This is a genomic window from Novosphingobium sp. UBA6272, from assembly GCF_002440635.1.
Taxonomy (GTDB): Bacteria; Pseudomonadota; Alphaproteobacteria; order Sphingomonadales; family Sphingomonadaceae; genus Novosphingobium.
This window is the reverse complement of record NZ_DJUW01000016.1, coordinates 1-12,582: the sequence shown is the minus strand read 5'-3', so window position 1 is coordinate 12,582 and position 12,582 is coordinate 1. Positions and strand designations below refer to the sequence as shown.

The following is a 12,582-nucleotide window of genomic DNA, read 5'->3' as shown; positions in this document are numbered from 1 at the left end:
GGGTCAGAACTTCGCTTCGATCGCAAACCAGAACTTGGTGGTATCGGTGGCGAAGGTATCTGCATAGTAGCGCGCCGCCTTGGCCAGCACGGTGAAGTGCTGGTCGATCGGATAACTGACCTGGCCGTTCCATTCCTGACCATAATCCAGGCCACCAGCGGTCGAGTTGTAATCATGCCAAGACGCGCGCAGCGTCATCCCCTTGAGCGGTCCTTTGGCCACCTTCCAACTGGCATCAATGTAGACATCGCGCAGGCCACTAGCCGGCGTGGTCAGAAACTTGTCGGACCAGCCGTTGAACGCATGGAGCGTGGCGAGCGGCGTTTGCACCGCCGCGCTGCCATTGCCTTCCAGCCGCTCGAAACCGCCCTTCAGCGTGAACGGGCCTTGGGCAATCCCAGGCTCGGCCAGGAAATAGGACAAGTCATAACTGGCCGGATTGGGTCCGAAATCCTGCTGGCGAGCGTATTCGACGGCGTAAAGCACCTTGGTTTGCTTGCCGACCTTCCGCTCGCCAGCCATCCGCACGCCCAGGGTCCGCGAACTGCTGGCGGCGGAGGAGGGAACATCCAGCCAGAGTCCGTAGGCCGACAGCGTGCCGACGTCCTTGATTGTATAAGCGGCGCGCACCGAATGGATGTCGGTGTCACGCCAGATACCCTGCGGTGAATCCGGCCCGAACACCCGGTTGACCCGCCAGGCGTAGAAATAGTCGATCGACAAGTCCTTGACTGGCTTCACGGTGAGGCGCGCCGCGTCAAGGGTCTGATCATTCTGTCGCCAGTTCACCGAACCAACCCAGCGCTGATTTTCGAGATTGATCGCCTGCCTGCCCCCAGTCAGTTCCACTTGGGCGGATGGTTTCCAGCGCAGATAGGCTTGATTGAGCAGCACATCGGAGGGATCAGTAACGACCGGATAAGCGGTCTTGCCGTTGACGGTATCATTGTAATTCGTCCCACCGATCGGCACGATTGCCTCGCCTTCGACCACGGCGCTGAAGCCATGCCATTCGCTCGTTTTTACGCCTGCACGAATCCGCAGGGTCGATGCTGTGGCATCGTTGGGCAGGCCCGTCTGATCAACCACCTCAAGCCGGTATCGGATATCGGCATAGAGTATGACATCGGCAGGCTTGGTTTCGGCATGCGCGGCCATGGCGGGGACAAGGGCAAAGGTTGCCGATGCGAGAAGGAGTTTGAATTGATTCATATTGCTCTGATAGGTGAAAGTTCGGCATCGTAATTGATGAAGATCAAGCAATATGCCGCCCTCTCACTCTAAGGAGCGCGACATGCCCAGACCTTCTATTTTGTTTGCTGCACCTCACCGCCTGGCATTCCTGACTGGAAGTCTGGGTCTCTTGTCGGTGGCGGCATGGTGGCTGGTCAGCCTGATGGGTATGCAATCCGGTCTGATCGCGCTTGGTCCGGGGTCACTCCCGGCGGCGCTGATGCACGGCCCGGCGATGATATTCCTGAGCTATTCCCCCTTCATTTTTGGATTCCTGCTGACAGTGTTCCCTCGCTGGATGGGCCTGTCCGATCTGACTCTGCGCCAGTTCGGGCCGATCGCGGCATTGCTTGCCGCGGGCAGTGGCGTGGCGCAGGTTGGACTTTGGACTTCGGCCGTATGGGCCGTGCAGGCCGGGTTTGCTCTATTCTCCATTGGCTGGACTGTGGGACTGGTCGTACTTGCCATGGCCTTGTGGAGCGCCCGCCGGGCAGGGAAGCCGCCCTGCTGGCATGCCGCTTCTGCGATTGCGGCATTGTTGTCCGGACTTCTTGCGCTGCTGCTTGTCCAGCAGTTCGTTTACAGCGACGATCCGCGTCTGCTGCGGGCGGCCAACCAACTGGCCATGAATGCCTGCCTGCTGCCGATCTTTCTAACCGTTGCGCACCGGATGGTGCCGTTCTTCGCTGCCAGCGCCGTCACAGGCTACCACCCCTGGCGGCCGAACTGGCTGCTGCCTGCGCTCTGGGTATTGCTGCTGGCCCGTTTGCTCGGCGGACTGGTTCTGCTCGACGACCTCATCGCACTTGGTTCGTTCGGCTTGGCTGTGCTTGGTACTCTTATGCTCTGGCGCTGGTGGCCCCGTGCTGCGGCGCCCGGCTTGCTCAAGGTCCTGATCTGGGGCTTTGCTTGGGCACCGGTTGGTTTTGGCCTGTCCGGGCTAGCTTCAATCGGCCTGCCTTTTGGCCTGGCCCCGACCCATGCGCTGATGATCGGATTTTCGGGAAGCCTGCTGGTGGCCATGGTGACGCGGGTTACGCAGGGGCATTCCGGTCGGCCCTTGGAGATGTTCGCTCTCGGCTGGTTGGCCTTCGTGGCCGTCCAAGTGGCGGCTGTGCTGCGGGTGTGGGCGGCGCTCCGCTTTGAGCACCCCGCACTGCTTTCGGTGGCTGCGCTGGTGTTTCTTATAGGGCTGATGCCTTGGTTGCTGCGCAATGCCGCCATATATGTCCGGCCCCGGATCGATGGCCGCAATGGATGACACGCCATGACAGTCCCGGTTTACCCTCGGTCCCCTGCCGAAGCACTCGAACTGCTGAAGGAAGGCAACCGGCGCTTCTTGGCCGACGCCCCCTATAATCCGCCGATGGACCGGCTGCACCGCTTGAACCTCGCCGTCGCCCAGCAGCCCTTTGCAGCCTATCTCAGTTGCTCAGATTCGCGGGTTCCGCCTGAACTGCTGTTCGAGCGCGGATTGGGCGAACTGTTCATTGTCCGCAACGCCGGTAACGCGCTTTGTGCAAGTGCATTGGGCAGTCTTGAATTCGCGGTAACCCAGCTGGGAGTGCCGTTGATCGTGGTTATGGGGCATGAGGCTTGCGGCGCATTGCGTGCTGCCGTTTCCGTGGCGCGTGGGCATACCACATATACCGGAAACGTCGGCAAAGTTCTGCAGTCCCTGCTCCCAGCAGTACTCGAAGCGGATCCCTGGTCCGAAAGCCTCGCCGATGCCGCAGCGTTGTGCAACGTAAAGCGGGTCGTTCGGGAACTTCAGCTGGAGGCATCCCCGGCCTTGCTGGAACCGCAGCAGGATGGGAGGCTGAGAGTGGTCGGGGCCTATTATCATCTAAACTCAGGTAGGGTCGATTTTCTCGATTAGGCGAACGTCTTGGCTGTGGTTACGCCCAAAGAGCGGGATGCCGACGGAATTGAAGTTACTGTCGTCAACACTGCAGTCTTTGAATGCGGTCCCAAATCAACCAATCAGGATTGTTGGTTGTGCCAGACCCGAATCGCACCTTTGCAGTAGCTGCCAATCATCAACCCATGCGCAAGCTAAGAGTTGATGCGCACAACACAGCTGACCGAAGCGTTCGTCTTCCTCGCGGTCTGCTTGCAGCGGTTGATTGCCTCGCGATTATCGCGCTCGAACCTAGCCGCATCTGCAATGGCATCCCATTGCGCCGGATTTTCCGAGCGGATCAGAAGAATACCAGCCTCGACGATCGAGGGCTGACGGAGCATTCTCGTTGCCATGCTTTCGGGCCAGCGCCAGCTGTCTGGTACTGTTCGCGCGACAATGCCGGGTAGGATCGCCCAAAGCAGCAAACCAGAAACCAGGCACGCTCCGCCAACCTTGTACAGAACCCGCTGTTGCTCGCCGCGGGTCCGCGCCAGGGCAACGACATCAAGCAAAGCCTGCGTCGAATGGCGGAGTTCCTGTTGCGCGCTGGACAGCCTGTCATGATCGAGCCGGCGCATGGACTCTGCCGCTCGAGTAATCTGGTCGGAAATGCCGCTGGGCGTGAGCGCCAGCGCCGGCTGCGCTGCCAGACTGCCAAGGCTCTGGGTAACAGCCTCCAGCTGCCCAACCATCTGCCCAAGCGTCGGGCTGTAATCCGGAATGACAATATCGGCGCGCTCGGCGGCGAGATGCTCGACAGCCCGCCGGACCAGCGCGATCTGACCTTCGAGGCGACCGAACGCTTCGGCCGCTGGATCAGCTTCGCCGGGTTGCGGCGCGGCTACAGTTTCGACTGGTACTGCCTCGCCCTCGCTCTCGGCATCGAGGTCTAGATAGACTTCATCATCTTCATTCTGGTTCATTGCACTTCTCCTTAGAGTCCAAAGTCCATGCTGCGGGTGCGCCCGAGCCCGAGGCTGGCGGTAAGTTCGCGTTCAAGGCTGCGTTCGAGCTTGAGGTCGAGGCCAAGCTCGCGAGTGCGCTTGGTGAGGCGTTCCGTGAGCTGCGGATCGCGTTCGAGGCCATTGGCCAGTTCGGCCATCTGCTTCGCAACACCGCGCGCGCCAGCGGTGTCGCCGCCGCGCTGCAAGGTTTCGCGGGTCTCGGCCATCTGACGCCAGTCATTGACGAAGCGGTCAGCCCGCTTGCCGGGATCGGCGCGCAGTTCGGCTTCAAACCTCATCGCCTGGTGTGCGGCTTGCGATCGCCCGGCGGCAGCTGCGACGGCCAGGTCTGGGGCACGCTCGAACGCCTTGGAGAGATCGGTGCCGCCGCTTGGACGAAGTGCATCAAGCGCCTTGCTAGCGCGGTCCAACGCCTCGATCTGGTGCGGCAAGAATGGCAATCCGCGGGCTTGCATTTGCGCAATTTCGACGTGCGCCTTGGCGTATCTCTCGATCGCACGGAACTGGGGATTGGCAGCAGAACCAGTGGCCGGGACCGCCTCAAGCTTGCTCTTGCCAGGCCGGAACCCGTCAAAGATGCCGCGCACCTTGGCCGGAATCTGCCGCACCATCTCGGCGACCTTCTCGCGGAAGGTGATCCCGCGCCGCTCGGCAAAATCACGCGCCGGATCGCGCTCGGCATAGTCACCTGCCATGTCCTTGGCGCGGTCGCGACCCAGCAGCCGGACAAGTTTCAACTGGTCGGCAAAGTCATCCTTGCTGTAATGCAGATCGATCTGCTCGCGGTGCCGCGAGAGCGCGACGTAGGTGCCGTGGCTGTCCATGCCTGGTGTCGCCAACACATGGGTGCGATCGACGGTTACGCCTTGCGCTTTGTGGATCGTCGCGGCGTAGCCGTGATCGAAATGGGTATAGTCCTTGGTGTCGAACGCAACCTTGCGGCCATCATCAGTGCGTACCGTCATGCGACCGGATTTGACCGTGTCGATGGTGCCGAGCGTGCCATTTTTGATCCCGAGACCGCGCTCGTTGCGCAGGAACATTAGCCGGTCGCCAGAGGCGAACAGGCGCTCGCCACGCTCGGCTCTGATTTCGACATCGGGACCGAGTTCTCCCGTCGCTCGCATCCGCTCACGCCCCATCTGGTTGAGCGCGCGGACCTCGTCGTTGGTGTGGGTGAGGATGATCCGGCTTGCCTCGGGATTGGCTCGCCGATCCCCGTCCCAACGCGCGATCAACTGTTCGCGCGCGATCTCGCGAGTGGTCTCAGCATGGACCATACCCCGATCGGCATAGGTCCCGATCGCTTCCCCGGTCCGTCCAGTCGCTAGGTGACGCGTGGCATCGCGCTGCCAGTCGGCATGCTGGCGGCGGATCTCGGTGATCTCGACCCCGCCGTGGCATTCGTGCAGCGCGCGGAAGGCCGCGCCAGCCTCGATCGCCTGAAGCTGCTGCGGATCGCCAACCAGCACGACCTTAGCCCCGGCATCGGCAGCTCGGCTGAGTACGCGTTCGAGTTGCCGCGTGCCGACCATCCCGGCCTCGTCGATCACCAGCACGTCACGGCGCCCAAGCAGTTCGCGGCCCTGGCTCCACTGGTAGTCGAGACTAGCGAGAGTGCGTGAGGCAATCCCCGATCCGCTCTCGAGATTCTCCGCAGCGATCCCTGAAAGCGCTGCGCCGTGGACGGTGTAACCGGCACTTTCCCAGGCCTCGCGCGCGACGCCAAGCATCGCGCTCTTGCCGGTGCCGGCAAAGCCGATGACGATCGCCAGACCCTTGGCACCGGTAACATGCTCGAACGCCGCACGCTGCTCGCCAGAGAGCAGCAAGTTGCGCTCCTCGCCGCGGCAGATGGCATGATCGATGTGCTTGCCCGCGACTGCATGCCGGTCCCGCGCAGCCATGCTGTCGCCCGCCAGATGGAGCCGCTGCTCGGTCTCGATCATTGCGCGCGAGGTGTACCGCTCAGTGCCCCGACCATCCTTGCCGAGTGCGACCAGTTCGGGGGCATGGCGCACCGCACCGAGAGCCGCATCGAACTGCTCCTTGCCGTCGCTGTGCCGGTGAATGAACGCCGCCAGATCGCGCGCGGTGAAGGTGGCTTGGCTGTGGGTGATAGCGTCCAGGGCGAGCGCGGGATTGGCGATGATCCGTGTCCCATTCCCTTGCGCAATCGTGCGATGCTCCTCGATCCGCTCGGCCTCCAATCCGCGCGTGCCGATCCGCGATGCGGCGGGGCCAATCTTGTCCTGCGGCTCAAGCGCAATGCCCTGCTCGGCGAGGCTGCGGTGGTCGACCCGCGCATCGATATCGCGTTCGGCTAACGCCAAATTGACGTGCTCGGCCCAGCGTTCGCGCCACTGCTCGATCAACTCGGAGCGGTTCCAGTCGCGGACCTTCGCGCCGAACCCATCGGGCCCCACTTCACGCATTGTCAGCATGACATGGGCGTGCGGCTTGGGCTGGCCGTCCTCACCGATATCCCAATGGACATTAAGGTCGGCGATCATCCCTTCTGTGACAAACTCGGCCTCGACGAACTCGCGGGCAAGGTCGATCGCATCTTCCTTGCTGAGCTCGCGGGGGAGGGCGAACTCGACCTCGCGGGCAAGCTGGGCGTCCTTGCGCTTCTCGGCCTTCTCGACCGCATTCCACAGCTTTTCGCGGTCGGCAAATTCCTCGGGCGCGCCTTCGGGCAGCATCACTTCGGAATGAATGACACCGGTCTTGTCGGTGAAGTCATGAGCGCGGTCGAGTCGCTCGTCCTGGAGCTTCTCACCCGCGCGATAAGCCGCAGCCGCGACCGAACTGCGCCCGCTCGAGCGGCCAATGACTTTCGCGCTGAAGTGGAAGATTGCCATGTGGCCATCCAGTTACGCCATCAAAGCCACGTCGGCACGACGTATAAGCGCGCCCTCTCTCGAAAATTTCTCGTTCGGGACTCAGCCGTATCAGAGCGTCCCGGTGACCTTGCTGCATTGGACAAAGCACAGCCGTACATTGGGCGCATCAACTCCAGGCGGAGACGAGGCCATGCGCAAACCGCGCGATTTTGATTCGGAACTGAAGGCGCTGGCAGACAAGGCCAAGGCGCTCAAGGAACGCCGCGTACGGCACCTTGGCGAGCTGGTGATCGCGACCGGCGGCGACACGCTCGAGCCCGATGTGCTGGCGGGTGCATTACTCAATGCAGCGAGCAGCAACGACAGCACAATAAAGGAGGGCTGGCGCGCACGCGGCGCGGCGTTCTTTCAGGGGAAGGCAGTCGATCAAGGCCGAGCTAACAACAAGCCGGATCGCGATCGCGCGGGCGACCGCGGCGAAGCACCGGCTTGAAGCAGCGAAGGCGCGAACCGACATGCGCGACTGGCAGGTCAAACGCCGCGAACGCACCCACCAGCTGATCGAGCTGGGCGGTCTGGTGGTGAAGGCAGGCCTGGTAGAACTGACCGATGACGACCGCGCGACGATCTACGGCGCGCTGCTCACGGTCGCGGCCAAGTTGCGCGGGGAGGAGGGGGCACACGCGTTGGCGCTGTGGAAGCGTAAAGGCAAGCGGGCGTTCGAAGCCGAGGCCGAACAGAAAGGCCCCGGCGGAATCACCGCCGGGGCCTGAGCGGTGCGCTACTTGGCGCGCCGCTTCCTGGGTTCATCCGCAGTCGCTTCCTTGGCCTTGGCGAGGAAATCGACCTGCTCGGCGATGATCTCGCAGCCGTAGCGGGTTTGGCCTTCACTGTCGGTCCAGCGCGAGTAGTGGATCCGTCCAGTGACCATCACCATCGCACCCTTGGTGACGTGCTCGGCGACGCACTTGCCGACGCCATTGAAGCAGGTGATCCGGTGCCATTCGGTCTCGGTCTGGCGACCCCCATCGGCGTCCTTGAAGCTGCGGGTAGTGGCGAGGGAGAGGTTGGTGATCGAGGCTCCTGACTGGGCGGTGCGGACTTCGGGATTGTTGCCAACGAAGCCGACGAGAGTGACGGTGTTCTTCATGAGAGTGACCTTTCGAAGCTCTAGTTCGTCCAAGGGACCATCCCTTTGACTGAGCCCCGAAGAGGCCGGGCACGGACAGGTCTGCACCGAATGCAATGAGGGAAACGTCGCTCGAAGGAGTGGTGCGGGCAGCCGACCGAAGGACGGCAACACGGTCCGCATGAGCGCACGTTGCAGCGCCTGGCCGGGTTCGGTCAGGGGCGTGGATTAGTCATGAAAGGGGAGGTGTTCTTGGACTGTATCGAGGTGCAAAGCGCTAACTATGGAGGATGGCGTCTTCGTCGGGTTTCGCCAACATTTCTGCCGTTCACCCGACCTGAACGCGACACCGAAATTTGACGTTCGTTCACCACGCTATTGGACCGAGGTGACTTAGCCGCCATCGGCAGAATAATTGCTTGTTCAACTACATGCCGCAGGCTGCTAACTGAGCCGACAAGGGGCTAGTCGACGTTCGAAATCCCGAGTTAGCTTGCGAGGTAGTATTTGGAACCTTTGTCCACAGGTATAGCGAAAACGGGGGTTTCAGCCGGTGCGAAACCGACGCTGGAGTTTTTCCGCACCCAATGGGCAAGGCGCGGGGCGGCCTGTGCCGATCTAAGCACATTGGGCACCGCAGACAGAGAAATGGATGAAGCTCTTGCCGTCTTGAAGGGCGATGCGGCGAAGCTGCCTCAAACGATTTGGGTTAAGCTGAAAGGGTATTTCTCGGATCGCCCAGCGAGCTTTGACACAGAAAACGCCAGTCATTTCATTTCAGATGATCGCGTAGTTCAACTCGTCAAAGACGCAACCCGCAAGACATTTGCGAACGAAGACATCTCGAAAGAATGCCAATCGGCACGCGTGCTTTATGCAAGTCTGTTTGACGATGCAGAGCTGTATGAAGGTGCAGCACCTTTTGGTGAGAGATTGCTGGAAGATGCTGTCGCCTTCACTTTCGCAACCCTGGTGGCGTATCTAACTCCCGGTGATAGAATTCTGCTTGAGACGCTAACTAGCCAGATTTCAGATGCCAAGGCTGAGTTGGCGCAAAACATGGATGTCGGTTTTGCAGACATAAGCAACAAGATAGCGGAAATTTCCAAAAAGGGATTTGCATCCGATAGCATAGACATTCGCAGTCAGGTTGATGAAGGCGCTATCGACAAAGCAGTATTGGAGGAAACCAAGCGCTTCAAACGACGCCGATTCATCCAAGATGATAAGCTGATAGATGATGGTCGATCATTTGCAGGCCGCCTTCAGAAAGGCCTTAGCTTCGGGACACCCTCAATCAGGGCGGAAGCCTTCAGGGAACTGGCTATCATATTCGCCAGAGTTGAATTGATTGATGACGCTACCGCTGCACTCGAAAGAGCCACTTCCATCTGCGACATCGACGTGACGCCTGAGCATGCCCGGCTGCTAATGGTGCAAAATGACTTCGACTCAGCCCTCAAGCTGCTTCGTTGTAGACACGATCCAGCGTCGATTAGCATGTTCATCCAGGCCATCTACCTGCGTGACGGCAACGAAGCGGCAATCGCATACTACACTGAGCATCATAGCGAAAACGATCTGACCGGTCATGCTCTGCATTGGCTTTCATTGCGAATGTCTGAACTAGCGCGGCTTGCCGAAGCTAAAGATCTCCTGCATCGCGCCACTCCCGACCAGATAGGTGAGAATCCTCTTATCCTGTTCGAACGAGGGCGGCTCTGCATGGCGTTGGCGATGGCTCCCGATGTAGCCGCTCGTTTTCTAAAAACACATGGCTTAATCCCCCGACCGGACGATTATCGAAATGATCAAACTGGCCAGCAACTCCTCTCAGAAGCAATATCAGATTTCCGAGACTTGATAGCCGCCGCCGCAGATTTGGACGCCGATGATCTGCAAGCGATTCTTGACCAGCAGATATTAGGACTGAGACTTTCCCTCCAGGATGCCGCTGAACGACAACGTGCTGAGAAAGATTTGAAAGCTAGACTTTCTGATCCCAACGAGGCCATCGACATTGCCCCATTAGCGCTACTTTACAAAGTCGATTTCGATTGGTCTGGCCTCAAGGCGCAGCTTGATCACGCTGAGAGGTTTGGCGGGCTGGATACGCGGCAACTTCGGACCGCCTTTGCGTTAGCGATGCGAAGCGACAATCCTGCAAAGGTGGCCGAATTTGTCGAACGACATGAAACTGGCCTCATTGCTTTCATGAAGATCGAGGAGGTTATCGGGATTCGGATCGAGGCGCTGGCAAAATCCGATCGTGTCAATGAGGCCCTTGAGCTTTTGGAGCAAAGCCAGTCATCTGTTGAACCCGATTTTTATGATTTTTTGAAAACCACGATAGACGAGCATCAAGGTGCTAATTCGATTTCTGCCAGACTGACTCTCTTTGAACAAAGCGATAAAACGCATGATCTGGAAATCCTGATATCTTCACTCTCCGAGAAGAAGGACTCGCGATTAGGGCACTTTCTTGCGCTGCTTTGGCAGCGAAAGCACCAGCTGGGCGATGCAGCGAAGGCTTGCGATGCTTTCCTGTGGAATGGCCAAACTGAGGCGCTAGATGAGTTTCTGCATACGTTGGCTGATTACATTCCGCAGCATCATCACCTAGGCATTCATGAGGCTTGGAAATTTCAAAGGCAGGGCGAGTTATCGAAAGCCTTGGCCGTATTGGACAGGCTTAACGCTGAAGGGGCCGACAATCACAACATCCGACAGCTTCGAGTGAGCATATTGCTTGAACTCGGGCGATGGAGCGAGCTTGAGCCATTTCTGCAATCAGAGCTTGCCGCAAGAGATAGTCGCAGCTCGAGGACATTGATGAGCGCGGCTCAGCTTGCAACCGCGTTGGAAAGTCCATCGGCGCTTCCGCTGGTAAAGGCTTCGCTGGATAAAGAGGATCAAAGCCCTCACCTATTTTTGGCTGCCTATCACGCGGCACTAAACATGGGGGCGGAGCGCACGCCGGAGGTAAACGGCTGGCTCAAAGCTGCCATAGACGGGTCTGAAGAGAATGGGCCTGTTTGGACGAAGGATATCGACGACGCCGTCGAGTTAATGCGTGAAAGCCAAGAACGGAGCGAAAAGCTAAACGCAATGATCATGGCGGCTGAGCTTCCACTTTCCTTAGCTGCGAAGCCATTGAACGTGACATTGAGTGCGATCTATCTCGGGCAGGCATGGGAAAATCGCCAGAATACAGACCCACGGAAACACAACCTCATTCCCGCCTATGCAGGAAATCGCCTTTTCTGGAACCTGCCAGATGATCCCGTCATTTCGTTTGATGTCACCTCATTGCTCACCCTTCAATCAATCGGGATTTTAGACAAGACACTCAGCGCGATTAGTCAGGTTGTTCTCCCCGCAGGCACGATGTCTCAGATTTTTCAGGACTACTCAGAGGCGCGACATACCCAGCCAAGCAGAGTGCAGCAGGCGCAAGAGATCAAAAGGCTTATCGCCGCACAAACACTAACCGTCGAAAAATGCGACCGAGCGGGCGAGGAGTTGGAAAGTGAAGTCGGAAAAGAGTTTGCAAGGCTCTATCAAGCTGCGGCGAGAACAGATGGTTATGTAGTTTATACGGCCCCTCTACACCCGCCCGGCAAGCTGAAAGAAACCATCGACCCTAGTCGGTTTGCAGACAGGCTAGTGAGTCCCAAAGGGCTAATTGCGAAACTGAGAGACAACGGCGATCTGAGCGACACAGTTGCCAACGACGCTTTGGCGGCGATCTTTGGCAGTGGTGAGGATTGGCCTAACGAACCAATCTTGGCATCCGGCAAGCCGTTATATTTGTCCATGACCGCTTCGCACTATCTGGCGGATGCGGAGATCTTGCCCCGTCTAAAGAGTGTGTTTGGGCAACTGGTTATCCTTCCTGACGTTGAGGAGCTGGCGAACCGTGAAATTGCAGACAGCACAAGGGCTGCGGCAGTTCGAGATCAAATTAAGCAGTTAAGGGCTTCAGTGGCGGCGGCTATCGAAAATGGCACGATTAGGATCGGAAAACTTACTTCTGAGGATACTACGGAATCCGAGGACGAAGGCACCCGACGCGAGATAGGGCCGCTGATCAATGCGCTTCAGGATATCAGCGGAGCAACCCTCTTTGTCTGCGACGACCGAGGACTGAACAAGAACGGCACTTTCACTGACAAAACGGAAGCGACGGTAAACACAGCTATTTCGCTTGATGTTTTGAGACACCTAGAGGCGAAAGGTGCAATCACTAACGACGAGTTTCAACGCGCGATTGAGAAGTTATATGAGGGCGGGTTCGCGCTGGTGCCAGTGGACTTTCAAGAGTTGATAAAGGCTGCTTGCTCCAGCAATTGGAATGTCGGTCCGAACGCCAAATTGCGCCATATTCGAAATTCGATCCACCTCCCGCTCATAAGAGGGCTGGTAAAGCTGCCCGAAGAAAGGCACTGGTTTCGATCTTCCGTGCTTTCTATAGCTATCGCTATTTGGCCTGCTGCCGGTTTGGCG

Annotated in this window: 9 protein-coding genes; 5 read left to right on the top strand and 4 right to left on the bottom strand. The window is 58.9% G+C overall.

Features of this window, described 5'->3' with window-relative positions:
* Positions 1–3: 3 nt before the first annotated feature.
* On the bottom strand, positions 4–1,158 hold the full coding sequence (locus B2V17_RS08075) for an alginate export family protein (protein ID WP_292996829.1): 1,155 nt from the start codon (positions 1,156–1,158) through the stop codon (positions 4–6).
* 106 nt (positions 1,159–1,264) lie between these two features.
* Here B2V17_RS08075 and B2V17_RS08070 point away from each other — a divergent pair, with 106 nt between their 5' ends.
* Complete coding sequence (locus tag B2V17_RS08070) at positions 1,265–2,494, top strand: NnrS family protein (protein ID WP_349679975.1); 1,230 nt, start codon at positions 1,265–1,267, stop codon at positions 2,492–2,494.
* Positions 2,495–2,500: 6 nt separating this feature from the next.
* Positions 2,501–3,112, top strand: a complete 612-nt coding sequence (locus B2V17_RS08065; protein ID WP_292996827.1) for a carbonic anhydrase — start codon at positions 2,501–2,503, stop codon at positions 3,110–3,112.
* Positions 3,113–3,288: 176 nt separating this feature from the next.
* On the opposite strand, the gene B2V17_RS08060 is transcribed toward B2V17_RS08065, so the two are convergent.
* Both B2V17_RS08060 and traA read right to left on the bottom strand, forming a co-directional pair.
* Entirely contained in the window at positions 3,289–4,059 is a 771-nt protein-coding gene (locus tag B2V17_RS08060) for a DUF6118 family protein (protein ID WP_292996826.1), read from the bottom strand.
* Positions 4,060–4,070: 11 nt separating this feature from the next.
* On the bottom strand, positions 4,071–6,965 hold the full coding sequence (traA, locus tag B2V17_RS08055; RefSeq protein WP_292996825.1) for a Ti-type conjugative transfer relaxase TraA: 2,895 nt from the start codon (positions 6,963–6,965) through the stop codon (positions 4,071–4,073).
* A gap of 172 nt (positions 6,966–7,137) precedes the next feature.
* Between traA and B2V17_RS08050 the strand changes: the two genes are divergently transcribed.
* Together B2V17_RS08050 and B2V17_RS08045 are read left to right on the top strand one after the other, a co-directional pair.
* On the top strand, positions 7,138–7,440 hold the full coding sequence (locus B2V17_RS08050; protein ID WP_292996994.1) for a conjugal transfer protein TraD: 303 nt from the start codon (positions 7,138–7,140) through the stop codon (positions 7,438–7,440).
* 22 nt (positions 7,441–7,462) lie between these two features.
* Positions 7,463–7,720 (top strand): conjugal transfer protein TraD, encoded by a 258-nt coding sequence (locus B2V17_RS08045; RefSeq protein ID WP_292996824.1) that lies wholly within the window; start codon positions 7,463–7,465, stop codon positions 7,718–7,720.
* Between the two features lie 8 nt (positions 7,721–7,728).
* Here the strand turns inward: B2V17_RS08045 and B2V17_RS08040 are convergent, their stop codons facing one another.
* Complete coding sequence (locus B2V17_RS08040; protein WP_292996823.1) at positions 7,729–8,097, bottom strand: single-stranded DNA-binding protein; 369 nt, start codon at positions 8,095–8,097, stop codon at positions 7,729–7,731.
* A 627-nt stretch (positions 8,098–8,724) separates the two neighbouring features.
* Between B2V17_RS08040 and B2V17_RS08035 the strand changes: the two genes are divergently transcribed.
* On the top strand, positions 8,725–12,582 hold a 3,858-nt coding region (locus B2V17_RS08035), incomplete at its 3' end, for a hypothetical protein (protein ID WP_292996822.1).